Raw genomic sequence first — 25,451 nt, 5'->3', positions numbered from 1 at the left:
TAGTTTATGGCTACTTATCAAATGGTTGGTGTTATTGTCAGCGATATTGAAACGATAACGCCAACCATTAAGCGTTTCACGTTAATACCTGATCAAAACACGCATTTACCCTCGTTTACTGCTGGCAGTCATATTTTTGTGCAAATGAAGGATGGTAGCAGCAATTATAGTAATGCCTATTCGTTGCTCAACTCCCCCTTTGATGAACAACGTTATCAAATTGCAATTAAGCGGGAAGCACGTTCTCGCGGTGGTTCGGCATTTATGCATGAAAAAGTCACTATTGGGGATAAACTCGTTGTTTCTGAGCCAAATAACTTATTCTCAATCGTGCCTGAAGCCAAAAAACATATCTTAATTGCGGGTGGAATCGGGATCACGCCATTTATGTCTCATCTGCATCAGCTGGAACAGCAAAATGCAGATTATGAACTGCATTATTGTTACAGGAATGCCAATGAAAACGCATTCTGGCAGGAATTAATGACATCTGAATTTAAAGATAAAGTTGTTTGTCATGTTTCATCCGAAGGTTCCCGTATTGAACTGGAGACTTTCATTGCTCAATTGCCTGAAGGAAGCCACATTTATACATGCGGTTCAAATTCATTAAGTGAAGGTGTCAAACAAGCGGCACAAAAAGCCGGCTTTCCTCAACGTCAGTTACATTTTGAGCAGTTTGCGGTTGAAGATAAAACCGGGGATACCTTTACCCTTGTGCTTGCCAGATCAGGCATTGAACTGGAGGTCGATAGCGAATCGACAATTCTGCAAGTTATTGAAAAAAATAACGCCGCCGTGGTTGAAAGTTTATGTCGCGAAGGTATCTGCGGAACTTGTGAAACGGCGATTTTAGAAGGTGAGGCTGATCATCGTGATCACTATTTTAGTGATGAAGAAAGAGAGAGCCAGACATCTCTGCTGATTTGCTGTTCCAGAGCGAAAGGTAAACGACTGGTGATTGATTTATAATGAAAGTCATTTCTAGGGCTACGCGGAATATTCTGTAGCTCTATACTCCACATTGTTGCTGACCGCGCTGGCTTATTTTTGTCACAATCATCGCTGTACAAATGCTATCCATCCTCCGGCCTCGATTAATGTTAGTCCCCCCTCATAAATACAAATGGTTGTTTTATTGAATAAAAAATAACATGTTGCGATGGTGGGAAAATGTCCTCATCAGAAAATACCTTATAGGGGGGAATATGAATAATCATTACGATGTTTTGATTATGGGGGCTGGTGTTTCTGGTATCGGTATGGCATGCCATCTGGCCAGAGAATGCCCTGATAAAAAAGTGTGGATATTAGAGCGTCGTCGTGCAATTGGTGGAACATGGGATTTATTCCGTTATCCGGGTATTCGTACTGATTCGGATATGATGAGTTATGGCTATAAATTTAGTCCCTGGACAGAAACCAGTATTTTTGCTGATGGGCCTTCAATCAAACGTTATCTCCGTTCAGCGATGGAAGAGTATAAAATTGATAAAAAAATTCAGTTTGGGATAAAAATAATCCTAATTAATTGGTCAAATAAAAGCCGTCAATGGGAGATTACAGCAATTGATGAGGCCAGCGGTGAAACCCGGCAGTTTACCTGCAATTTTCTGATCGGTGCGACAGGTTACTTTAACCATGATGAGCCTCATTCCCCCAAACTTCCCGGACTTGAAGATTTCAAGGGTCCGGTGGTTCATCCGCAACATTGGCCTGAGACTTTAGATTACAAACGGAAACGGGTTGTAGTGATTGGAAGTGGTGCGACAGCGGTAACTTTATTACCGGCAATGGCTAATGATACAGAGCATATTACTATGCTACAGCGTTCTCCCAGTTATATTTTTTCAATACCGGGCAGGGATAAATTCGCTGAATTTTTTAAAGGCATTATTCCTCAGCGTTGGATTTACGCCCTGAGCAGAGAGCGTAATATATTATTTTTCAGTTATCTATATAAGATAAGCCGATATTTTCCCAATATGTTGAGAGCATTTTTGCTGGGACTAGCCCAAAGGAAAGTTGGCCCTGATTTTGACATGAAAAATCTTACGCCTGAGTACATGCCGTGGGATGAACGATTGTGTTTTGTGCCCGACAGTAATTTTTTTAAGATAATAAGAGAAGGAAAAGCATCGATTGTTACTGATCATATTAAGCATATTACTGAGAATGGCATTTTGTTGCAGTCTGGTAAGGAGTTACCGGCAGATATCATCGTAACAGCGACAGGTTTACAATTACAGCTTATGGGGGGGGTTGGGGTTTCCATTGATGGGCAACCGATAGACCCTAGTACCCTTATGTTTTATAAGGGAACATTGATTCGGGATATTCCTAATTTTGCTTATCTGTTTGGGTACATTAATAATGCCTGGACATTAAAAATTGATCTTTCAGCGGATTATATATGTCGTCTGTTCCATGAAATGGATCGCCGTCAGGCTACGGTTGTGACTCCACATGCGCAGCCGGATGAGATTGTGGTGGATGAGAATATTTTCGGGGCGCTGAAATCCAGTTATGTAAAACGAAGCGGTGATGCTCTTCCCCGTCAGGGACGCAGCGAAAACTGGCGTGTGTCACATGATTATCAAAAAGATAAACAGGTTTTACGTCAACCAGTAGATGATCCAGCTTTGGAGTGGACATAATTATCAACAGTCCGTTATTGTAACGGGCTGTCATCTGCGGGTAATCAGGTTATCTTTGTGCTTTTTAATTAACTGTTTTTTCGAAAGCCAGGAGAAGGCGATCCCGGATACAGCACCAAAAAAATGACTTTCTGTTGAAACGTAGGCATGCCAGGGGAACAGATTAATTGCGATTCCGCCGTAGTAGATAAAGACAACAATCGCGAAAAAGAAATCTTTGGCTCGTTTGAGAAAAAAGGCATTAGCCAGTAATAAACCCCACAGACCAAAAATCCAGCCGCTGGCACCAACATGAATGGCACTACGTCCGAATAGCCAGACTAACATTCCTTCCGTAAAAATAATGAACAGACTGGCCAGAATGTAATATCGGATGGAGTGAGCCATCAGTAATGCACTCAGGATTAATAAAGCAGGCAGATTACTGAACAGATGTGACCAGCTACCATGCAGAAACGGAGACAGAGGAATGCCAATCAACCCCTGAATGTATCGGGGGATAATACCAAAATTACTTAATGCTCCATCGGTTAAGGTATTAAGTAATTGGAGGAGGATAAGCAGTGAGGTTAGCCCTATCAGGATATAAAACCGTTTTTGTAACCATAGTTTCACTATGCTGTTTCCTCAATCTTATTAACTGAATCAAATTTTATTATTTGATACCAGATGACTTTTGAGTTAAGAAAAAGTATCACCTACTCAAATAATTCGTTTTTATAATTCAGATAGTGTCTTTGTAGTTAGACAGTATTTTGGTCGTTTTAACCAAATCTTATTTTAATAATATCTCATTCGTGTCTCATTCCTAATTTTTGTGCCTCTATTTTTTTATTTATAGATCAATTCCCTAATGCCTGAACACTCTCAACCAAATCAGCAAGCTGCGCTACAACCCGATCGCCTACATCGGCGTTATCGCCACCTAATGCTTTATTGCGCATAAAATCACGTTTTATCTGCTGCCAGCGCAGTTCTTCTTCTGGTGTCAGGGTGCCACGAAGTTCGGCTAGTTTAAGTAAGTTTTCTTCTGCTCCACTGGTCAGTAGTTGTGCTTCTCCCAAATAGTGATCATCCAGAATGCGCTGTATTTCGGCTTCATTCATGACCGCAGAAACTTTTTCACTGAGTTTATTCATATTGCGGTAACTGCCCTGTAGTTTGAACGGTGGTTCTGTCCGGTATTTGTCTGACTGGGCGGCACTGGCAATATATTGCTGGTTAACTTTGAAAACGACACTCCTCATGCTTAACAGCCTTTCAAGGATCGCGATGATTTCGGTAATTTCAGCATCACTATATGGGTAACTTAAGGCATTGCCGGAGAAGGGTTTGCCCATTGCTTTATCGATAAATAGGTAAAGATCGTTCATATCGCGTAATGCCAGCGGAGCCAATACCGGGTTTGAAGTCAGGCTGTTTTCGATATAGCTCAGTGTGAAAGCCTCTTCCATACCGCCCAGCACTTCACCGAGGTTATAAATATCGGCACGGTTTGCCAGCATATCAGGGATTTTGAATAGCTCACCGGATTCGGTATAGGGGTTACCGGACATAACGACGCAGAATTTTTTACCGCGCATATCGTAAGTTTTGGTTTTGCCTTTCCAGACACCTTCTATACGCCGTGTTCCGTCACACAGGGAAATAAATTTTTGCAGAAATTCAGGGTTGGTATGCTGAATATCATCAATATACAGCATCACGTTATTGCCCATTTCCAGTGCCTGATTCAGCTTTTCCAGCTCCTGACGGGCTGTTGCATTCGGAGCCTGAGCCGGATCGAGTGACAGTACATCATGCCCTAATGCGGGGGCGTTAATCTTCATGAAGATCAGGCCAAGACGGTTGGCGATGTATTCCATTAAGGTGGTTTTACCGTAGCCCGGCGGAGAGATCATCAACAGCATTCCCATCAGGTCTGTTCTTTTACCTTCTCCGACAGCACCCATTTGTTTGGCAAGATTATCGCCGATTAATGGCAGATAAACATCGTTGATTAGTTTGTTGCGGACAAATGAGCTCAGTGGTCGAGCCTTGAATTCATGCAGTTTTAGGGATTGGCGCTGCTGATTCAGGACACCCTGACGTAATTCCTGATAATGATGATAAGCGGGGATAAATACCTTGCGCTGTTTTCTCATGCGGCAGAAATAGTCATCAAGACTGAGCGTCAGCGTCTGGTTAATGATGGAAGGATGTTCGCCAATTAAATCGGTGACAGTAAAGTGCAGATCAACTTCACTGAAGCGGGCGTTCAGCGATTTATCCAGTACGGTCAGGGCGACAGCTTCCGAAATATAATCTTTTAGTGGTGCAAATTCGGCTAAGGAGCAAAGCCCGTTCAGCCAGTTCTCCACCAGCGTCCAGCGTTGAGCAAAGCGCTGGCCGAGATTCTGCTGTGAGTGAATGAAATCACCCCACATATGCGCTTTTTCCAGCGCAGATTGCAGACCTTCCAGCAAGGCTCGGGCATATTTACTGAAAGTAAATTCTACTGTCATGCGACTCAGCGCAAGACACAGATATTCAGCGGCCTGTGTTTTCTGATAGGGTTCACACCTGATTGGGTTGCGTTCAAGGAACAGGCTTATTTCTGCTTCTATTTCAGCTTCCAGATCCCGTAAGCCAGCATCATTACGGAACAGCTGATAAATATTGGTGCAGGTGCGTGCACGTTCCGGCCATAAAGATGGTTGCTCTTCTTGCTGAACTTGCTCCCAGAACAGAAAGGCAATTGCTCTGGCATGGGGGTTGAAACGCAGAAGATCGGCACTTTCCCCGACAGGAATGAGTTTGCGCAGAATGGCAATGGCATCATGATCATGAATCCCTTTTTCATACCCTTCTTTATAACGGGGAGCGGCAAAATCACGCACGGTTTTTTCCAGCATATCCGGCTGGCTAATCAGGGATTTTAGCCCATCCAGTGTTAATCCGGCCTGCTCTTTGCTGGCTGAGTAAATGAGTGAGTAAGCAAGGTATTCAGCCCGGTAGACTGAGGGGGATTCAGATTCAAGGGAAATCGCCCAGTAGGGTTTTAAAGACTCAAGTTCCGGGCTGTTTATCGGCTCCTGATAATCGGTACCGGTTAAATGCAGGTATAATTTGTCGCCTCGTGGCAGGATGGTCAGATCCAGTTCCTGTGTATTAACACTGAAACGGTGACGAGGCCCGAGTTTGATAATGTTGCCGCCATCTTCGTAGATATCCTTTTTATCCCGCAGGCTGCGGATCGCCTGATCGCGTGCGGCCCTGAATTTGGCATCAATATCATCCGCTTTAACACTGTCTTTCAGTTCACGCAGGCGCCCGATAATTTCACGGGCCTTCAGCGACAGGGTATCAGCAGCAAAGAAGGCGTTCAGTTCATCAAGAGAAGAAAATTTGGCTGTTCTGCGGTTGATGCTGTCCAGTAAGCGTTCTGCCGCAACCTGTAAATTCTGAGTCTTGCGCTGGCGCTCATCCAGCAGCGATTGTTTATGCGTTTCAAATGTTTCCAGTAACTCTTCGCGTTTATCCAGAATGTCATTCAGGAATTCATCGTGGTCACTGAACTGGCTTTCAAGTTCTTCCAGCTGAACTAACAGGCGTGAGAGTTGTTCCTCACAGCGTTCGGGGTCAGTGGAAAGTGTCAGGGCGTTAGTGATCCCCTGACTGAACAATTTAAATTGCGCACTAAATTGTGCGACGGATTCAACCGCGCCTTTTTCTTTGCGGCGCTGTTGTAGTCTGGCTTTGGCCTGATTCAGCAGAGCATAAATTTCAGAGATGGATTCAATAATATGCGTTTGCTGGGTTGTATCTTCAAATTTCAGTGAGGCCATCAGGTTTGACAGCATATCCAGATCGGCTGACATTTTCTCCATGCCCGCCAATGGTTCTGTCAATTGGGCGCTGTTGGCCGCTTCTTGTATTTGCTTATCCAGTATTTGTAACTGTTGAGTGAAAGGCTGTAATGCTTTGTCGCTGGCGAGGAAATCTGCGGTTGCCAGTGAAATACGTTGTTGACTGTCAGCCAGTTGTGCTTCCATTTCATCAAGGCGGACGAGGTCAATATAACGGTGGTCACGCAGGGTAATTAAGTGGCCACGCTGGATACTCAGCTTGTTTAAGGCATCAATATATTGCTGAGTTTCTGTCCAGCTTTCCGGCAGCATGGCAGTCAGCAGCTCTTTTTGATGCGATGTGGCCTCATTCATCGCCCGGACGGATTGACGACGAATACTCTCGACTTTTTCGTATTCATCCAATACGCGCTCGCCGGTGTTGGCGATCTCTTTGAGAAGTGCTGCAATATGCAGGCTCTGTTCGTCATTCAGCCACTTTTCGTCACTTAACCAATAGTAGATATCCACCAGACGGCGGGTATCCTGACAGAGTTTTTCATAAAGCTGAGAAGAAATATGCTGTTGTTCAATTTCCTTAGCGATATGGTAAAGATCGGAAATTCCCCGCACCAGTTCCGCATTGCCGATACGCCCCAGAAAGCTGTTTTTTGCCGGTTGGCGGGCGGCATATTCGTCAGAATAGAAAGGGGTTTGCCAGATTTGCATCGGGTGGATGCGTGTTGGTTCATCTGATTGGCCTTCGAACAGCACCATCTGACCATCTTCCAGCATGGCATAACCGTGCCCGAACAGCGGGTTTTGCAGTTTACGTTCGATCAGGTTGTAATTGAACAGTGCCAGCCGACCGAGTTTTGGCTCATAGAAGATATACATAACATCTTCGCCATTCGGGGAGCGGCGAACCCGCCTGAAACGCATTCCGTCCATGGGCTGATCGAAAGTTTTGTACTCGCCGTTTTGCAGATAATAGCCGCCGGGGAAAATAATGCCGTGATCTTCCGGTAGCTGAATACAAGCCAGCCCAATGGCATCAATGCGTTGTACCGTCTGAGTCAGCGTGTTGTAAACCAGATAACGCCATGTATCCTCGCGATAAGGCAGAATTTTCAGCAAAACCAGACTGCCGGTCTGAGCATATTCAATTTGTGCATCATCCAGTGATTGGGTTTTATCCAACACCGCTTCCCGATAAATACCCAGCCCATCTTCGGTATTATTTTCACATTTGATGGTCAGATCGCCACCAATCGTTTCCACAAACACCGTATCGAGAATGTTCATATGTGGATAGCGACCATGAACGGTATTTTCCCGTGTTGTTCGCTGCCATTCAAAATCATAGGCCGGAGGCAGGGCGATATCTCGTTCACCGCGATTATCGATGTACCTGATTTCGGTTTTATCGCTGGAGATTGCCCAACGGAATACACGGATATCGGTGATCCGCTCACCGATCTGGAAACTGGCAAGGAGTTTGCCATCCCGTTCAACCAGTTCCAGTAATTGCGTGTTTTTATAGTAGGTATAGAGTTCGTGGAAATCCTGCACAAAGCTGGTGATATTAAGAAACGTTCCTGTCAGCGGGACGGATTCAACATCATATTCATCATTTTCTTTTTTCAGTTTGTACAGGGAGAAAACATCTTCGACCCGCGTTTCTTTTTTCAGGCCAAGGAAAACATTATAGCCAAGCAGCAGCCAGTCACCGACGCGGACAATATCCCGGGCAACGCAGTTATTTTCTGTGCGGATACGGATACGACCAATAATATCTGTCTGGTTTTTGCCAAATTCTTCCAGACGACGGCTATTTAGCAGGCTGACTTTTTCGTGGAGCTGTTGGCCCTGTTCAGACAGACGATTGCGTAAGATATCATAGGCTCCACCTTCAGCGACGGCGTTATCCAACAATTCCTGTTCGCGGGTGTTTACTTGATTATCATTCAGTTGGCTATCTGACATGGCGTAAGTGTTTCCTTGCTTTTATGAGATTAATTCGGGTTTCAGGGCATGTGGATTGCCCACCGGCACGGTTGCCGTGGCGGTGGGTATGACTGATTACTCTTCGGAATTATCTTTATTCGGGCTTTTTGGCGTCTGATCTTTTTGACTGCCACTGAACATATTGACCAGAGACTGGACTTCCGGATTTTGCAGCAGAGAGTTGAAATCAAGTTTCTTCTCCCCCACTTCTTTTTCCACAAATTTTTCTACAATGCCCTTATCACCTTTACCAGTCAGCAGCTTATCGACGGCTGATTTGACTAATGGACTTTTGTCCACCACGCCATTAATGGCTTTGCCGACAGTAAGCGCTTTGGAGAAGGTATTGAAGAAACTACCGTCGCCACCCACGATATCAATGTTGGTTTTGCTGAGCGCCGCTGCCAGCACTTCTGCCTGTTCCTTGGCGATCTCTTTATTGGCGGCAATGGCAGACATCGCCTGCTCAAAGTCTTTCTCAAGACGCATACGGAACTCTTCGTGATCACGGGCAGTATCGTTAAGGTTGCCCATAGCAGTGAATTTATCGGTCAGACCATCAGCTTCTGCTTTCAGGCGCTGGCGGATAACTTCAGCCTGTGCTGTACCCAGCTGGCCTTCACCGCGAGCCTGTGCTGTCAGTTTTTCTTCCAGTACTTTGGCATCCACCAGACCCAGCTTCTCTTTGGCGTGAGCTTGTTGCTCGTCACCACGGGCCTGAGCTGACAGTTTCTCTTCCAGAACTTTGGCTTCTGCCAGCCCTTGTTTTTCAGAGGCATCAGCCTGAGCTTCCATGACCCGCGCTTCAGCCAGACCTTTTTCCTGTGTACCACGAGCTTCTGCCAGTAATTTCTCGGCAATGATATTGGCCTGCACCAGACCTTCTTTCTCTTCCGCTTCAGCTTTAGCCTGACGAATACGGGCTTCAGCCAGACCCAGAGCCGCTTCTTCCGCTTCAACACCTTCAGCCATCCGTTTTTTCGCTTCAGACTGTTTAGCGGCGGCTTCGAGTTCTGCCTGTGCCATGGTGCTGATTTCCAGTGCTTTATATTTTGCACTGTTCTCATCCGCTTCGGCCTGTTTCACCTGCCGAACCAGCTCTTGCTCTGCTTTGGCCTGAGCATCAATAATGGTGATTTGTTTCTTGCGATCAGCCTCAGAAACCATGCGCACTTCTTTAATACGCTCTTCTTCCTGCGCAACGGTTTTTTCTACCGCGACACGTTCACGAATGACGTTGGAGATATTTTTGCGCTCTTCTTCCAGTGCTTTCTCTTTTTCGATGCGCTGGAGTTCGACTTCACGCTCGCGGGAGACAATTTCCAGCTCCTGTGCGCGAGTGACCTTTTCCATCTCAATGATCACGGCCCGTTCGCGGTTTTGTTGCGCCACCTCCACTTCACGTAGGCGGTTCTCTTCGCGAATTTCAATTTCCTGTTGGGTTTGAATGCGGGCCTGTTCTGCTTTCAGGCGCTCTTCTTCTTTGACTTTCAGGGTTTCGGCTGTTTCACGGGCACGAATGCTTTCAATTTCACGTTTCTGGCGGGCTTCGGCATCAGCCTGTTGGCGCTCTAAAGCAAGGCTGGCTTCGCGGGTTTCCACGTTTTTCTTCTGGATAGCCAGTTCCTGATCCCGTTCTTTCTGGTTGGTTTCTATATTATGAATTGCTGTGATTTCAGTGATCTTACGGATACCTTCGGCATCGAAAATATTGTTCGGATCCAGCGAGTTTTTTGGCGTTTGTTCCAGATAATCGATGGCAACGTCTTCCAGCGCATAACCATTTAAATCTTTGCCGATCACATCAACAATACGGTCGCGGAAATTCTGGCGGTCTTCAAACAGTTTTGATAGTTCGAATTGTTTACCAACGGTTTTCAGGGCTTCTGAGAATTTTGCGCTGAACAGGGCATTGACTGCATTATGGTCAGATGCGCGCTCAACACCGATAGATTTTGCCACTTTCAGAACATCTTCAGTGGTTTCATTGACGCGCAGATAGAAAGCAACCGTAATGTCTGCACGCAGGTTATCTTTACAGATCAGACCATCTTTACCCCGACGATCTACTTCCAGCGTCAGCAGGGAGATGCGCATAAATTCTTTCTTATAAATAACGGGATAGACCAGTGCACCAGTAAAATGCACTTTGGGCTGAGCTGACATATCGTTAACGATCAGGGCGGTTCCCTGTGGGACTTTGATATAAAACGCTTTGAAAAGCCCAAAGAAACCCAGAATGACGATAATAATTGTCGCAATAATTATCAGGAAAGGCATGAAATCAGCCAAGTTAATATCTGACATGTGTATGTGTTTCTCCATTTTGTTTTAGGGCAAACATTGTCGAGCAAACCTGTTCGGGGTTAACGTCATTTCCCCTGCAGTTTAAGCTTAAGCTGCTATTCATCCATGACCGGAATGTAGAGTGAGGCATGTCAGATAGCAAAATTTACGGTACTGGGTTTAGTAGCAAGAACGTTGTCACAATCTGAATTCATCTTCACTGACGACGGTATAGCTGTTCGTTGTGGCGTCGTAGCTAATAAGGACGACACGATCCCCGCGGGCAATGCCATCACTTTCTGGTGCACGAATCTGCAAGATAAGGCTGGCTCCATTGTTATTCATCAGAGCTTCACCCCGTTGTTCGGTGACAATGGGAGAGCGGACTTCAGCGATTTTCCCGATTAAATTATCAACACTGTTGGAACGATTGAGTTTGGCGAGTTTCGGTTGTAACGGGCGCAGGAGCATGGTTGTCAGTAATAGGGCAATAAAACCGACGATAAACAGCGCCACTGTACCAAGTAAGTAACGGATTAAATCAGTTTCAATAAAACGCAGCATTAAATGTTCGCTGAAATAGCCCAGCGGCCAGCCGATCAGAGTAATCAGAGTGATAATAATGGTGACGGGAATTCCGCTCAGGCCAAGTTTTGTTAACCATCCAGCCAGAACAGAAGCATCAGAGGCATCGAAACCATCTACATCGATATTAAGAATATCAATGTCTAATAAGCCAAAAGCAGCACAAATCCAATAAAATAAAACAATAAGTAATAGCCCGCTGAAAATAACCACCGGGAAAGCTAAGCAGTTTTGTAAAAAAAGCTCCATTGGAATGCTATCTCTGGATGATAATAATTTTTAATAATACTCAATTAAATCAGTTTTCAAAATAACTGAATAGAGGAAGAGATGGTTTTTTTGAATCCTAATGCAATAATTGAAAATTGTTGTTTATTTATGTTTTTATAATGAAGGATAAAATAATTTATTTTCTTGATTGGTTGTTATTCTGTATGGAAATAAAAATAAGTGTAAGGGTATTTAAGATATAAATTCAGAGCGGAATATCATTTGATATAATTCATAATATAAATTATAAGTTAATTAATTATTTTTCTGTGGCTAATTATACGATACACAATGAATTTCAAGATGCGTCGCAACCAACTAAAGAGGCAACTTGAAAGACGAAGTGTATAGCTGAGAAAGGACTAAGATAAGCTGAAAAAATGGGGCGCTGACACCACAACGTTGTTAGCTCTGTAGTGCATAAATTTACTTGCACCTTTTCACATATTTTGTCAGCTTTAGTGATGTCAGGGGTGCTGACAACGACTTTTTTAAGACAGGGTAAAGATGATGAAAAATGTAGGTTTTATCGGCTGGCGTGGCATGGTTGGTTCAGTATTGATGCAGAGGATGATCGAAGAAGGGGATTTTAATGAGATTAACCCCGTCTTCTTTACTACTTCCCAACACGGGCAAGCAGCGCCGGAATTTACAGGTAAATCAGGTGTATTGCAGGATGCTTCTGATATTGAAGCACTCAAAGCACTGGATATTATTATCAGCTGTCAGGGGGGAGATTATACCAATAACATTTACCCTAAACTGAGAGCAACGGGCTGGCAAGGGTATTGGATTGATGCAGCTTCTGCACTGCGTATGAATGATGATGCTGTCATTATCCTTGATCCTGTTAACCATCAGCACATTCAGGACAGCCTGAATAATGGCATTAAAACGTTTGTTGGTGGTAACTGTACCGTCAGCCTGATGTTGATGTCACTGGGTGGTTTGTTTGCTAATAACTTGATTGAGTGGGCATCAGTTTCAACTTATCAGGCTGCTTCCGGCGGTGGTGCTCGTCATATGCGCGAACTATTGACGCAAATGGGCATGCTGCACAATCAGGTTGCGGATGAACTTCAAAATCCGGCTTCTGCTATTTTGGATATTGAAAAGCGTGTCACAGACTTTACCCGCAGTGGCACGTTGCCGACAGATCAATTTGGTGTTCCGCTGGCGGGAAGTTTGATCCCGTGGATTGATAAGCAGCTGGAAAATGGCCAGAGCCGCGAAGAGTGGAAAGGGCAGGCGGAAACCAACAAGATCCTGAACACAGGTAACAATGTTATTCCGGTTGATGGTCTGTGTGTCCGCGTTGGCGCATTGCGCTGCCATAGTCAGTCATTTACCCTGAAACTGAAACGAGATATCCCGATCCACGAAATTGAAACGCTGCTGGCTTCCCATAATGAGTGGGTTCGCGTGATTCCGAATGATCGAGAACTAACAATGCGTGAATTAACACCGGCTGCGGTGACAGGGACTTTGAATACACCTGTGGGACGTTTGCGTAAGCTGAATATGGGGCCTGAATATCTGTCAGCCTTTACGGTTGGTGATCAGCTATTGTGGGGAGCGGCGGAGCCACTTCGCCGTATGTTGCGTATTTTGTTGTAGAAGTGATTTGATTATTATACACAACGAATTTCAAGATGCGTCGCGGCGGCAAGGGAGTTCATCCCCGGGAGCATAGATAACTATGTGACTAGGGTGAGCGAGCTTAGCCAACAAAGAGGCAACTTGAAAGACGAAGTGTATAGCCAATGTGATAATTGGAGTAACCCGTCAATAGAATCGATGAATGATAATATTGGCGGTGACTACTAAATACAAATCTTCCAAAAATAAAAATTGGAAGAATATTAATTAATATCATAATTATCAATGAATGCTTAAATTGCTTCATCCATTATGATTTCATTTTATAGTGGATAAATAAAACCCATTATTATCAGTTTTGTTTTTATTGAGAAGGTGTTTATCTATTCTGATGTTTTTTAATTTTACTGGAAATAATAGACTGGTAGGGGTTTTTATACCATATAACCCAGATAACGGTTGTTATCTGGGTTAATAGATGAATATTAAATATCAATATTCGCTGCTTTCAGCGCATTCTCTTCGATAAATGCACGGCGAGGTTCAACCGCATCGCCCATCAGGGTGGTGAACAGTTGATCCGTTGCAATGGCATCTTTCACAGTAACACGCATCATACGGCGGGTTTCCGGGTTCATTGTGGTTTCCCACAACTGTTCTGGGTTCATTTCTCCCAGACCTTTATAACGCTGAATAGAAAGGCCACGGCGTGATTCTTTGCTCAGCCACTCCAGCGCTTGTTCAAAGCTGCTTACAGGCTGACGGCGCTCACCACGTTCAATGTAGGCACCTTCTTCAATCAGATTACTGATCAGTTCACCCAGTTTGCTGATACGACGGTATTCGCCACCGTGGATGAAATCGAAATCCAGATTGTAGTTGGTATCAACACCGTGGGTACGGATACACAGAACCGGCTCATAAACCTGACGTTCGCGGTTTTCATGGATCTGATAGCTGTAAGTGCTGCCATGCTGCTCTTTATCATTCAGGCGAATAGTCAGGGCACTGACCCACTCTTCAACTCTGGTCTGATCGGTTAAGGTATCTTCTGTCAGCTTCGGATGATAGACCAGATTGCTCAGTAACGCCTGAGGATACAAACGCTCCATACGTTTGATGATTTTTTGCGCGGCATTGAATTCAGTGACCAGCTGTTCCAGTGCTTCACCTTTCAGCGCCGGAGCATGTGGATTGGTATACAGTGATGCGCCATCCAGTGCGATGGACATCTGATACGCTTCCATTGCATCATCATCTTTGATGTATTGTTCTTGTTTGCCTTTCTTCACTTTGTACAGTGGTGGCTGGGCAATATAGACATAACCACGCTCAATGATCTCAGGCATCTGGCGATAGAAGAATGTCAGCAACAGAGTACGGATGTGGGAACCATCAACATCGGCATCGGTCATGATGATAATGCTGTGATAACGCAGTTTGTCCGGGTTGTACTCATCACGGCCGATACCACAGCCCAGTGCGGTAATCAGGGTTGCTACTTCCTGTGAAGAGAGCATTTTGTCAAAACGCGCTTTTTCAACGTTCAGGATCTTACCTTTCAGTGGCAGGATTGCCTGATTCTTACGGTTACGCCCCTGTTTTGCAGAACCACCCGCAGAATCACCCTCCACTAAGTAAAGTTCAGAGTGGGCCGGATCACGTTCCTGACAGTCAGCCAGTTTGCCCGGCAGACCTGCCAAATCCAGAGCACCTTTACGGCGGGTCATTTCACGTGCTTTACGTGCTGCTTCACGGGCACGGGCTGCATCAATGATTTTGCCGACAACGGTTTTGGCATCGTTCGGGTTTTCCAGCAGATACTCCACTAGCTTCTCATTCATCAGCGTTTCAACGGCGGTTTTCACTTCAGAGGAAACCAGCTTGTCTTTGGTCTGGGAAGAGAACTTCGGATCCGGAACCTTAACGGAGATAACGGCAATCAGGCCTTCACGGGCATCATCACCGGTCGCGCTGACTTTGGATTTTTTGTTGTAACCCTCTTTATCCATGTAACTGTTGAGGGTACGGGTCATCGCGGTACGGAAGCCCACCAAGTGAGTTCCCCCATCGCGCTGAGGAATGTTGTTGGTGAAGCAGTAAATATTTTCCTGAAAACCGTCATTCCATTGCATGGAAATTTCAACACCGATACCGTCTTTTTCGGTAGAGAAATAGAAGACATTCTGGTGAATCGGGTTTTTATTGCGGCTCAGGTATTCAACAAATGCTTTGATTCCACCTTCGTAATGGAAGAGATCTTCAGCATTGGTACGTTTATCAACTAAACGGATGGAAACACCGGAGTTCAGGAATGACAATTCGCGCAGACGTTTTGCCAGAATATCGTATTCGAACTCGGTGTTAATTTTGAACGTATCCATACTAGGCCAGAAACGCACGGTTGTTCCCGTTTGTTCTGTATCACCGACTACTTTCAGTGGTGATTGTGGAACCCCATGCTGGTAAGTCTGTTCGTGCACTTTGCCGTCACGACGGATAGTCAGTTCCAGTTTTTCAGATAAGGCGTTAACAACAGAAACCCCTACGCCATGCAGACCGCCGGAAACTTTATAGGAGTTGTCATCGAACTTACCCCCCGCATGCAGCACAGTCATGATGACTTCCGCTGCTGAAACACCTTCTTCTTCGTGTATGCCGGTAGGAATACCGCGGCCATCATCCTGTACAGAAACAGAGTTATCTGCATGGATAGTAACAACTATTTTGTCACAATGACCTGCGAGGGCTTCGTCGATAGCGTTGTCAACAACCTCGAAGACCATGTGGTGCAGGCCAGTACCATCATCGGTATCGCCGATATACATGCCTGGACGTTTACGAACAGCATCCAGCCCTTTTAATACCTTGATACTTGAGGAGTCATATGTATTCGACATCAACGTTTCTCGCTTATCTTAATCCTGTGGTTGAACCTCTTACCCTTCGTCTTTCGAATCACCTTTACTATGCTGGCTGAATTCGAAATCCATAGGGCATATTTTGCCATGTTCTACGCTAAACATCCTGCTATTTACGTCAATCATGTCTGCAACCTGCTCGGGTGTAATTGCACTGACGAACACCTGAGCCTGCGTAGATTTCAGACGCTCGGCTAATAACTTACGACGGCCGGCATCCAATTCAGAGGCAAAATCATCAAGCAGATACAGGCATTTTTGCCCGCTCTGTCGGGTGAAATATTCACCCTGCGCTAACCTAAGAGCACACATCAGTAACTTAAGCTGACCACGAGAGAGCATATCCTCTACAGATGTGCCGTCTGCCCTGATCCGCAGATCGGCCTTGTGGGGGCCGGATGCGGTATAGGTTAATGCTTTATCGCGCTCAAATTGCCGCGCGAGTAGTTCTGCATATTCACTCTCTTTGTCCCAGCCCTGCTGAAAAGAGATATTGAGAGTGAATTCAGGTAAAAACTGTTTACAGGTTTTCTCAATATCTTCCGCAATACCTGCAATATATTCAGCCCGCCACTGGCTTATCTGAGTTGCCAGTGGCGCAAGCTCATGATCCCAATGCTGGATCTGGCTATAGCGGGTGACTTGCCGTAATGCCGCATTCCGTTGTTTGAGCAACCTTTTCAGATTGACCCAGCCAGCAAAAAAACGCGGTTCATTATGAAAGCAACCCCAGTCGATAAAAGCGCGACGATATTTCGGGCCGCCATTTAACAACGTAAAACCTTCCGGAGTGATAAGCTGCATCGGCAGCATTTTCGCCAGCTCTGCAATTTTATGCCCATCACTGCCATCTATTCTGACTTTACTGTCACCCTGACGGTTTTTGCTCAGCCCAACTGATAACGTTCGCTCGTGGGATTGCTGTTCCAGTCTTCCATGAAGAATAAACTCTTCACTATCATGGCGGATAACTCTTCCCGCCTGAATACTGCGAAAAGCGCGCCCGTGACCTAATGTGTAAATGGATTCCAGTACGCTCGTTTTTCCGCTGCCATTCGGCCCGACCAGAAAATTGAAGCCCGTCGCCAATGGCAGGTCGGCATTGGCGATATTACGAAAATCGCGGATCAATAAACGCGAGAGAATCATGTTCAATGAGTTAATATACAGGCGTATTATTTACAGGCGCATCGGCATCACGACATACGTCGCGGCCTGGCTGGCTGAATTCTCTATTTTTACACTGGATGTGGCATCCGTCAGCAGCAAACTTACCTGCTCGCATTTCAGTGCATTGAGAACATCCAGTACGTAGCTGACATTAAAGCCGATTTCCATTTCCGTGCCCTGATAGCTGACATCAACAATCTCTTCTGCTTCTTCCTGCTCCGGGTTATTGGCAGTAATTCTGAGCTGATTTTCGCTCAGGTAGATACGGACACCGCGAAATTTTTCGTTGGATAAAATCGCTGCCCGTGAAAATGCCTGCTTAAGCGTGTCACAGTTTGCTATCAGTGTCTTATCCGGATTTTTCGGCAGGACACGGCGGTAGTCAGGAAAACGCCCGTCAACCAGTTTTGATGTAAATATGAAGTCACCAACGTGGGCGCGGATATTGTTGCTGCCGATTTGCAATTGAAGCGGGTTATCTCCGCCATCCAGTAAGCGCATCAATTCAATCACGCCTTTACGTGGAACAATCACTGAATGCGAAGGCAGGCTCTGGCCGATATTCATGGAGCAGACCGCCAGACGGTGACCATCTGTGGAAACAGTGCGCAGTTCTTCCCCTTCGGTTTCGAACAGCATCCCGTTCAGATAATAGCGAACATCCTGATGCGCCATTGAGAACTGAGTAGACTCAATCAGACGTTTCAGTGTTGCCTGTGGAAGTGAGAATTCAACTTCACTTTGCCAGTCATCCAGATTGGGGAAATCGGAAGCAGGCAGAGTAGAGAGCGAAAAGCGGCTACGGCCGGATCGAACCAGAATGCGGTCACCATCCAGCTCAACGCTGATTTCGGCACCGTCAGGCAACCCGCGCCAGATATCAAAGAATTTACGCGCGGGAATGGTGGTTGCACCCTGTTCATGTGGCTGAGTGAGAGTCACCCGAGCCTTCATTTCCATTTCTAAATCTGTACCTGTCAGTAACAGGGAGCCTTCTGTCACCTGCAACAATAAATTACCTAAAATAGGCAGGGTAGGGCGGCCACCTAATGGGCTGCTGACCTGTTGCAGGGGTTTTAATAATTGCTCACGTTCAATGATAAATTTCATAGCGCTAGGAAGACAATGTTCTGATTAAGTTAGAAAAATCTTCTTTGATATCATGACTCTCTTCACGTAGCTGTTCGATTTTACGACATGCGTGAAGTACCGTAGTATGGTCACGACCACCAAAGGCATCCCCGATTTCAGGCAAGCTGTGGTTTGTCAGCTCTTTTGCCAGCGCCATTGCCATCTGTCTTGGACGGGCAACGGAGCGTGAACGGCGCTTGGAAAGCAGATCGGCAACTTTGATTTTGTAATATTCAGCAACCGTTTTCTGAATATTATCAATCGTTACCAGTTTTTCCTGTAGAGCCAATAAGTCACGTAATGCTTCGCGTACAAAATCAATAGTAATCGCCCGACCAGTAAAATTAGCATTGGCGATAACCCGATTCAAAGCGCCTTCGAGTTCACGAACGTTGGATCGCAGGCGTTTAGCTATAAAGAAGGCCACTTCTCCCGGCAACTGAATCTGGTTTTCGTCTGCTTTTTTCATCAGAATCGCAACACGGGTTTCCAGCTCCGGTGGTTCTATGGCAACGGTCAGACCCCAGCCAAAACGGGATTTTAACCGATCTTCAACGCCATTAATCTCTTTCGGATAGCGATCTGATGTCAGAATAATCTGTTGATTACCTTCCAGCAGGGCATTGAACGTATGAAAGAATTCTTCTTGGGATCGCTCTTTATTAGCGAAAAATTGAATATCATCGATAAGCAGGGCATCTACTGAGCGATAATAGCGTTTAAATTCTTCTATCGCATTGTTCTGCAAAGCTTTAACCATATCCTGAACAAACCGTTCAGAATGCATGTATACCACTTTTGCATTGGCTTTGCGTGCCATGATGCTGTTACCGACAGCATGTAAAAGGTGGGTTTTACCTAAACCAGTGCCGCCATACAGGAACAGAGGGTTATAAGCTCCGCCCGGATTATCGGCAACTTGCCTGGCAGCGGCTCTGGCGAGTTGGTTGGATTTACCTTCGACAAAGTTATCGAATGTATGCTTTGGATTAACATTCGAACGATAAGATAACTCAGGCTGCGCTTTTGCATTATCCCAGCTAGGGCGTACAGATAAACTGGATGGAGCAGCAACCACCGGCATATCAGCAATGATTTTCTGAGATGTAGACTGGCTTGCTGAAACAGGCTTATTACCTACTTCAAAACGCAGTAACGGTACTTCAGGACCACAGAAATCATTTAATAACAAATTGATATTATTTATATATTTCTCTCTGACCCAATCCAGCACGAAGCGGTTGGGTGCATAAAGAGCCAAAGTGTTATCACTTAGTTCTGCCTGAAGGGGTCGTATCCACATACTGAATTCTGTGGCAGGTAACTCATCCTGCAATCGGGCAAGACATTGCTGCCAAAGCGAAAGTGACACGGCGAACTCCCCTAAAACAAGACCAATAAAAGAAACTGGAATAATAGATACGTTATACTGGGCACAAGGCATTACTCTTTATCGATAAAGATGCTCTCGATAAGAATATTACCGATAAGAACATTTCTCGATGAGAGGACTCGCAGTACCTTGTGGCGATTTCTAGTTTCATCGCTCTCCCAACGATCCGTACAGCGAGATCGGAATCGTGACCAGTGATCATAACGCAAAAGACGACATAAATCCTCATTCTTTTACACAGCTTTGATGCTTTTTATCCACAGGGAGATCACCACGCTTTGGTACGCGGAGAAGATAAAGCCCATAGAAGATACTGTAGTGGAATCATGGTATATAGCAAATTCCATTTAGCTATCGTTTAAAATTCAAAGGGAAAGCAATAGTATAATTACTATGCAAATAGCAGGATCCGTGTAGGATCCTTGCGCTTTATTGCACAGTCCGTATAATCTTGCACCCTGTGTGTGATGCCAAACGATTTTTTCCGGCTGTGGCTGGTGGAAGTCAGGATTAACACCTTAGATAGCAAAAACTTTGGGTAGCAACAAGTCTGGCATCAGCTGAAACGCGGTCAGGCTCGCGTCATCTTGGAATTGACTAAGGGTAGTACATTTTATTACAATCCTGCCTCTTTCTATATATTGATGTTGCGATTGAGGCATCGGTGTCTACTTATTTCCACTGGTCGCCAACGCATTTGCTGAATCAGTTACAAATTTTAAGTTAGGTAGAAATCGCTATGAAACGCACTTTTCAACCATCCGTACTGAAGCGTAACCGTACACACGGCTTCCGCGCACGTATGGCCACTAAAAATGGTCGTCAGGTTCTGGCTCGCCGTCGTGCGAAAGGCCGTGCTCGTCTGACTGTTTCTAAGTAATAAAGCTAACCATTCCACGTGGTTAAGCTCGCTTTTCCGAGGGAGTTACGTTTGTTAACTCCCGAGCATTTCACTTATGTTTTCCAGCAGCCACAACGGGCAAGTTCCGCAGAGATAACCATCCTTGGACGCCTTAATCAGCTGGGGCATCCCCGTATCGGTCTAACCGTCGCCAAAAAAAATGTTAAACGCGCCCATGAGCGAAATCGTATTAAGCGATTAGCCCGGGAAAGTTTTCGTTTAAACCAGCATAAATTACCGTCAATGGATTTTGTGATTTTGGTGAGGAAAGGGGTCGCTGAGCTTGATAACCGTGAGCTAACGGAAACGTTGGGCAAATTATGGCGTCGTCACTGTCGCTTGGCTCGCGCCTCTTGATTGCTTTAATCAGAGGTTATCAGTTAGTGATTAGTCCACTGCTGGGGCCTCGTTGTCGTTTCAATCCTACCTGTTCCCAATATGGCATTGAGGCACTGCGTAGGTTTGGCATGATGAAAGGCAGTTGGTTAACGGTGAAACGCATATTAAAATGCCACCCTTTACACGAAGGTGGTGATGATCCTGTCCCACCTAAAAAAAACGAAGATAACAGAGAACATTAACGATGGATTCGCAACGCAATCTTCTTCTCATCGCTCTGCTGTTTGTTTCGTTCCTGGTCTGGCAGGAGTGGGAAAAAGATCAAAACCCACAACCAACAGTACAGGTCTCGCAGCAAACCAATACGCTGAGTAATGAAGCAGTCAGTGGGCAAGGTAAACTGATCACCGTGAAAACGGATGTGCTTTCGTTGCACATCAATACCCGTGGTGGTGATATCGAAGAGGCTGACTTGCTGGCCTATCCGGATTCCCTCGGTTCCAAGATGCCGTTCAAGCTTCTGGAAACAACCCCAGAGTTTACTTATCAGGCTCAAAGTGGCTTAACAGGCACTAATGGCCCGGATAATCAGGCTGAACGTCCTCTTTATACTGCTGCTCAGAACAACTACGTTTTGGCTGAAGGTCAGGATGAGTTGCGTATTCCTATGACTTATACCGCGCCGGATGGTGTTGTGTACGTCAAAACTTTCGTATTAAAACGCGGTAACTATGCTGTCTCTGTTGATTACAGCATTGATAACGTGACTGACAAGCCATTGCAGATGGCATTTTTCGGTCAGTTGAAGCAGAGTGTTGATCTGCCGAAACATCGCGATACCGGCAGCAGCAATTTTGCCCTGCATACTTATCGTGGTGCGGCTTACTCATCTGATCACGAAAAATACGAAAAATACAAATTTGATGAAATTGAAAGTAAACCACTTTCCGTAACCACACAGGGCGGCTGGGTAGCGATGCTTCAGCAATATTTCGCCACTGCGTGGGTTCCGGGAGAAGGTAAAACCAGCAATTTCTACACCATTGACCTGAAAAACCAGAAAATGGCGATTATCGGGTACAAAGGTGACACCATCAATATCGCACCGAACAGCAAGCAGAACATCGCTTCTACTCTGTGGGTCGGTCCTGAAATTCAGGACAAAATGGCTGCTGTTGCACCACATCTGGATCTGACTGTTGATTACGGCTGGTTGTGGTTTATTTCCCAGCCTCTGTTCAAGTTACTGAAATTCCTGTACGAATTCATTGGTAACTGGGGCTTCTCCATCATCGCTATTACCTTTATCGTGCGTGGTATCATGTACCCGCTGACTAAAGCGCAATACACTTCTATGGCGAAGATGCGCCTGTTGCAGCCGAAAATCACTGCAATGCGTGAGAAATATGGCGACGACCGTCAGCGAATGAGTCAGGAAATGATGGCGTTGTACAAAACAGAGAAAGTGAACCCGCTGGGCGGCTGTTTACCTCTGGTTATTCAGATGCCAATCTTCCTTGCATTGTATTACATGCTGATGGGCTCTGTTGAACTGCGTCATGCACCATTTATCGGCTGGATTAATGACCTGTCTGCACAGGATCCATACTACATTCTGCCATTACTGATGGGTGTGACTATGTTTGTGATCCAGAAACTGTCGCCAACGACGGTCACTGACCCAATGCAGCAGAAGATCATGACTTACATGCCTGTCGTGTTCACTGTTTTCTTCTTGTGGTTCCCATCTGGTCTGGTGCTGTACTACATCGTCAGTAACCTGGTAACCATTATCCAGCAGCAGGTTATTTTCCGCAGTCTGGAAAAACGCGGTCTGCATACCCGCGAAAAGAAAGAGAAGAAAGAAAAGCAAATCGATCTGACCAAGAAATAATTTCTTGAGAAACGGGTCTTTTAAAAAATAAGTAGAAGGCGGTCATTGGCCGCCTTTATTATTTCCATTCATTGGCAAATTGGTAAAAGAGAGAATTCCATGAATACCACCGATACGATAGTTGCTCAGGCCACCCCTCCGGGACGAGGTGGTGTTGGTATCCTGCGTATTTCTGGTCCTAAAGCTGCGGCAGTTGCTGAAGTGGTATTAGGGAAACTCCCGAAACCCCGCTATGCCGATTATCTGCCATTTCGTGATGTAGATAGCTCAGTTTTAGATCAGGGCATCGCCCTTTATTTCCCCGGCCCTAATTCCTTTACGGGTGAAGATGTACTGGAACTTCAGGGGCACGGCGGCCCGGTTATTCTTGATTTACTGCTGAAACGTATTCTGACTATTTCCGGTGTGCGAATCGCTAATCCCGGTGAATTTTCTGAACGTGCTTTCCTCAACGATAAACTTGATTTGGCTCAGGCTGAGGCGATTGCTGATCTGATTGATGCCAGTTCTGAACAGGCAGCGCGCTCTGCAATGAATTCCCTACAGGGAACATTTTCCAATCAGGTTCACCAAATGGTGGAAGAACTGACTAACCTGCGCATCTATGTTGAAGCAGCGATTGATTTCCCTGATGAAGAAATTGATTTTCTTTCTGATGGCAAGATAGAAGCCAAGCTGGATGAAGTGATCGCGGAGCTTGAGCAGGTTCGTTCGCAGGCTCGTCAGGGTAGCCTGTTGCGTGAAGGGATGAAAGTTGTCATTGCAGGCCGCCCGAATGCAGGCAAATCCAGCCTGCTGAATGCGCTGGCGGGGCGTGAAGCAGCGATTGTGACGGATATTGCAGGTACAACTCGTGATGTTTTACGCGAGCATATTCATATTGATGGAATGCCCCTGCATGTGATTGATACTGCTGGTCTGCGCGAAGCCAGTGATGAAGTGGAACGCATTGGTATTGAGCGGGCATGGCAGGAAATCGAGCAGGCGGATCGCGTGTTGTTTATGGTAGACAGTACGACGACTGATGCTATCGAACCCGAAAAAATCTGGCCGGAATTTATGGCTAAGCTACCAGAATCCCTGCCTGTAACGATTATCCGTAATAAAACAGATATGACAGGTGAAGCCAGCGGCATATCAGAAATTAATGGCTACACGTTAATTCGTCTTTCTGCTCTTGCAGATGAAGGGATTAATCTGCTGCGTGATCACCTCAAAGAAGCGATGGGCTTTAACAGTAATACTGAAGGCGGGTTTCTCGCACGCCGCCGTCATTTGCAGGCACTAAATACCGCAGCAGAACATTTGCAGGAAGGGCACCAACAATTGGTATTCGCTCGTTCCGGGGAGTTATTAGCGGAAGAACTCCGGCTGGCACAACAGGCATTGACTGAAATCACCGGAGAATTTACGTCTGATGATTTACTTGGGCGGATTTTTTCAAGTTTTTGTATCGGGAAGTGATGTTCTGATAAATCAGAAAAGTAAATTTCATTGAGCAAATCTGAAATTTTCTGCTTCGTATGTGCTCCGATTTTTATATTTCGGAGCACTACTTATCATTGCTTCTTAAGATAGTGTGTTGATTTTTCTAATCAGTGACACTTGTCTGATACTCGCTCAGTAGGTCGGTTATGGCATGTATATTATCGAACCAGCTCAAAGCTGATTTGTAGTGTCATATCAGCTGCCAGTGTTGTTGGTTTCGGGCCAATAGATTTAGCAAGACTGAGCGCTTTTAGTGCTTCATTATCCATTGCACTATGGCCCGAGGATTGAATGATTTTGGCGGCAGTGATTGAACCATCATCTTGAAGTATAAAGTTGACGGTGACTGTACCTTCCTGCTTCATTCGTTTTGCTTTGCGGGGATAACGCTTATGGCTCTCAATTTCCTGCCGGAGCCTCGCATAGTAATTATCTGACTCACTATTACCCTGACCCACTAAAGGTTGAGAAGTTGTCGCCTGACTCATTCCACTTTGTGAGTTGGCCTGATCAGTGCCATCCGTTTCAAATTCCTCTGGGGTATTTTGGGATGCCTGAGATGACGGAACAGATTTCTTTTCTCTATTTTCTTTCGGTTTTTCTTTTGGCTGTTTTTTAGGTTTTTGAGTTTTAACCGGTTCAGCCGGAGTATCGTTCTTTTTTTCTGTTTGAACGATTTTATCCAGTGCAATTACCGGAGCTGTCGGTGATTCAGCAACAGTCAGAACTGGCTGAAATAATTCAACCGGTTCCGGCTCTTCTGCTAATGCTGAGGCCGCCACCATTGTGATTGAAAAACTTGTCAAAGGAGAATTCTGATTAAGATAATGGGCACTGTCATCGTTCGGCTCTGTATGTCGGTTTAACAGCCATATCAGACTGATATGCAATGAAACAGCGATAATAATACCAACCAGAAAACGTTTACTGAGTGTTTTCTGCGTGTTGATCACTGCGTTGTCTGATATGACTGTATTGAACAT

General features: G+C 45.4%; 17 protein-coding genes. 8 read left to right on the top strand and 9 right to left on the bottom strand.

Annotation, left to right across the window (positions count from 1 at the left end; genetic code table 11):
* Positions 1 to 6: 6 nt before the first annotated feature.
* The gene (locus AACS90_RS17910) at positions 7 to 972 is read left to right on the top strand and encodes a PDR/VanB family oxidoreductase (protein WP_099121008.1); all 966 of its coding nucleotides are present in this window, start codon (positions 7 to 9) and stop codon (positions 970 to 972) included.
* Positions 973 to 1,208: 236 nt separating this feature from the next.
* Complete coding sequence (locus AACS90_RS17905; RefSeq protein ID WP_099121006.1) at positions 1,209 to 2,657, top strand: flavin-containing monooxygenase; 1,449 nt, start codon at positions 1,209 to 1,211, stop codon at positions 2,655 to 2,657.
* A gap of 30 nt (positions 2,658 to 2,687) precedes the next feature.
* Here AACS90_RS17905 and AACS90_RS17900 read toward each other — a convergent pair whose 3' ends face one another.
* From AACS90_RS17900 to AACS90_RS17885, 4 genes are all read right to left on the bottom strand, one after another.
* Positions 2,688 to 3,272 carry a rhomboid family intramembrane serine protease gene (locus AACS90_RS17900; RefSeq protein ID WP_099121004.1) on the bottom strand — a complete coding sequence of 195 codons (585 nt, stop codon included), beginning with the start codon at positions 3,270 to 3,272 and terminating at the stop codon, positions 2,688 to 2,690.
* A gap of 227 nt (positions 3,273 to 3,499) precedes the next feature.
* Positions 3,500 to 8,470, bottom strand: coding sequence for a DNA repair ATPase (locus AACS90_RS17895; protein WP_099121003.1), 4,971 nt, complete (start codon positions 8,468 to 8,470; stop codon positions 3,500 to 3,502).
* Positions 8,471 to 8,566: 96 nt separating this feature from the next.
* Complete coding sequence (locus AACS90_RS17890) at positions 8,567 to 10,789, bottom strand: flotillin family protein (protein ID WP_099121075.1); 2,223 nt, start codon at positions 10,787 to 10,789, stop codon at positions 8,567 to 8,569.
* A 186-nt stretch (positions 10,790 to 10,975) separates the two neighbouring features.
* Positions 10,976 to 11,611, bottom strand: a complete 636-nt coding sequence (locus AACS90_RS17885; protein WP_099121001.1) for an OB-fold-containig protein — start codon at positions 11,609 to 11,611, stop codon at positions 10,976 to 10,978.
* Positions 11,612 to 12,142: 531 nt separating this feature from the next.
* On the opposite strand from AACS90_RS17885, the gene asd reads away from it, so the two are divergent.
* On the top strand, positions 12,143 to 13,249 hold the full coding sequence (gene asd, locus AACS90_RS17880) for an aspartate-semialdehyde dehydrogenase (protein ID WP_099120999.1): 1,107 nt from the start codon (positions 12,143 to 12,145) through the stop codon (positions 13,247 to 13,249).
* 467 nt (positions 13,250 to 13,716) lie between these two features.
* Here asd and gyrB read toward each other — a convergent pair whose 3' ends face one another.
* Genes gyrB through dnaA form a run of 4 tightly spaced genes read right to left on the bottom strand, consistent with a single transcriptional unit; the run spans position 13,717 to position 19,825 of the window.
* Positions 13,717 to 16,131 (bottom strand): DNA topoisomerase (ATP-hydrolyzing) subunit B, encoded by a 2,415-nt coding sequence (gyrB, locus tag AACS90_RS17875; RefSeq protein ID WP_099120998.1) that lies wholly within the window; start codon positions 16,129 to 16,131, stop codon positions 13,717 to 13,719.
* 39 nt (positions 16,132 to 16,170) lie between these two features.
* Positions 16,171 to 17,301: a DNA replication/repair protein RecF gene (gene recF, locus AACS90_RS17870; protein WP_099120996.1), complete on the bottom strand. Its 1,131-nt coding sequence runs from the start codon at positions 17,299 to 17,301 to the stop codon at positions 16,171 to 16,173.
* 30 nt (positions 17,302 to 17,331) lie between these two features.
* A complete protein-coding gene (dnaN, locus tag AACS90_RS17865) occupies positions 17,332 to 18,432 on the bottom strand; it encodes a DNA polymerase III subunit beta (protein WP_099120995.1) in 1,101 nt (366 codons plus the stop codon).
* 4 nt (positions 18,433 to 18,436) lie between these two features.
* Positions 18,437 to 19,825: a chromosomal replication initiator protein DnaA gene (gene dnaA / locus AACS90_RS17860; RefSeq protein ID WP_099110102.1), complete on the bottom strand. Its 1,389-nt coding sequence runs from the start codon at positions 19,823 to 19,825 to the stop codon at positions 18,437 to 18,439.
* Positions 19,826 to 20,585: 760 nt separating this feature from the next.
* Between dnaA and rpmH the strand changes: the two genes are divergently transcribed.
* The 5 genes from rpmH (at position 20,586) to mnmE (ending at position 24,444) form a co-directional block, all read left to right on the top strand.
* Entirely contained in the window at positions 20,586 to 20,726 is a 141-nt protein-coding gene (gene rpmH / locus AACS90_RS17855; RefSeq protein ID WP_038267117.1) for a 50S ribosomal protein L34, read from the top strand.
* 18 nt (positions 20,727 to 20,744) lie between these two features.
* Positions 20,745 to 21,104, top strand: a complete 360-nt coding sequence (gene rnpA, locus AACS90_RS17850) for a ribonuclease P protein component (RefSeq protein WP_099110051.1) — start codon at positions 20,745 to 20,747, stop codon at positions 21,102 to 21,104.
* Complete coding sequence (gene yidD / locus AACS90_RS17845) at positions 21,068 to 21,328, top strand: membrane protein insertion efficiency factor YidD (RefSeq protein ID WP_086954857.1); 261 nt, start codon at positions 21,068 to 21,070, stop codon at positions 21,326 to 21,328. The genes rnpA and yidD overlap by 37 nt, the downstream gene beginning before the upstream one ends.
* Before the next feature lie 2 nt (positions 21,329 to 21,330).
* Entirely contained in the window at positions 21,331 to 22,980 is a 1,650-nt protein-coding gene (gene yidC / locus AACS90_RS17840; RefSeq protein WP_099120993.1) for a membrane protein insertase YidC, read from the top strand.
* Positions 22,981 to 23,079: 99 nt separating this feature from the next.
* Positions 23,080 to 24,444 carry a tRNA uridine-5-carboxymethylaminomethyl(34) synthesis GTPase MnmE gene (gene mnmE / locus AACS90_RS17835; RefSeq protein WP_099110049.1) on the top strand — a complete coding sequence of 455 codons (1,365 nt, stop codon included), beginning with the start codon at positions 23,080 to 23,082 and terminating at the stop codon, positions 24,442 to 24,444.
* Positions 24,445 to 24,626: 182 nt separating this feature from the next.
* On the opposite strand, the gene AACS90_RS17830 is transcribed toward mnmE, so the two are convergent.
* Entirely contained in the window at positions 24,627 to 25,451 is an 825-nt protein-coding gene (locus AACS90_RS17830) for an energy transducer TonB (RefSeq protein WP_099120992.1), read from the bottom strand.

Source organism: Xenorhabdus sp. KK7.4, assembly GCF_963876465.1.
Lineage (GTDB): Bacteria > Pseudomonadota > Gammaproteobacteria > Enterobacterales > Enterobacteriaceae > Xenorhabdus > Xenorhabdus stockiae.
The sequence above is the reverse complement of the archived record's forward strand: the minus strand, read 5'-3'. Positions and strand labels throughout refer to the sequence as shown.

Coding starts and splice junctions, on each gene's coding strand:
- AACS90_RS17910 (WP_099121008.1), top strand. CDS start 7: ATGGCTACTTATCAAATGGTTGGTGTTATTGTCAGCGATATTGAAACG.
- AACS90_RS17905 (WP_099121006.1), top strand. CDS start 1,209: ATGAATAATCATTACGATGTTTTGATTATGGGGGCTGGTGTTTCTGGT.
- AACS90_RS17895 (WP_099121003.1), bottom strand. CDS start 8,470: ATGTCAGATAGCCAACTGAATGATAATCAAGTAAACACCCGCGAACAG.
- AACS90_RS17885 (WP_099121001.1), bottom strand. CDS start 11,611: ATGGAGCTTTTTTTACAAAACTGCTTAGCTTTCCCGGTGGTTATTTTC.
- asd (WP_099120999.1), top strand. CDS start 12,143: ATGAAAAATGTAGGTTTTATCGGCTGGCGTGGCATGGTTGGTTCAGTA.
- gyrB (WP_099120998.1), bottom strand. CDS start 16,131: ATGTCGAATACATATGACTCCTCAAGTATCAAGGTATTAAAAGGGCTG.
- recF (WP_099120996.1), bottom strand. CDS start 17,301: ATGATTCTCTCGCGTTTATTGATCCGCGATTTTCGTAATATCGCCAAT.
- dnaN (WP_099120995.1), bottom strand. CDS start 18,432: ATGAAATTTATCATTGAACGTGAGCAATTATTAAAACCCCTGCAACAG.
- rpmH (WP_038267117.1), top strand. CDS start 20,586: ATGAAACGCACTTTTCAACCATCCGTACTGAAGCGTAACCGTACACAC.
- yidD (WP_086954857.1), top strand. CDS start 21,068: ATGGCGTCGTCACTGTCGCTTGGCTCGCGCCTCTTGATTGCTTTAATC.
- yidC (WP_099120993.1), top strand. CDS start 21,331: ATGGATTCGCAACGCAATCTTCTTCTCATCGCTCTGCTGTTTGTTTCG.
- mnmE (WP_099110049.1), top strand. CDS start 23,080: ATGAATACCACCGATACGATAGTTGCTCAGGCCACCCCTCCGGGACGA.
- AACS90_RS17830 (WP_099120992.1), bottom strand. CDS start 25,451: ATGTTCAATACAGTCATATCAGACAACGCAGTGATCAACACGCAGAAA.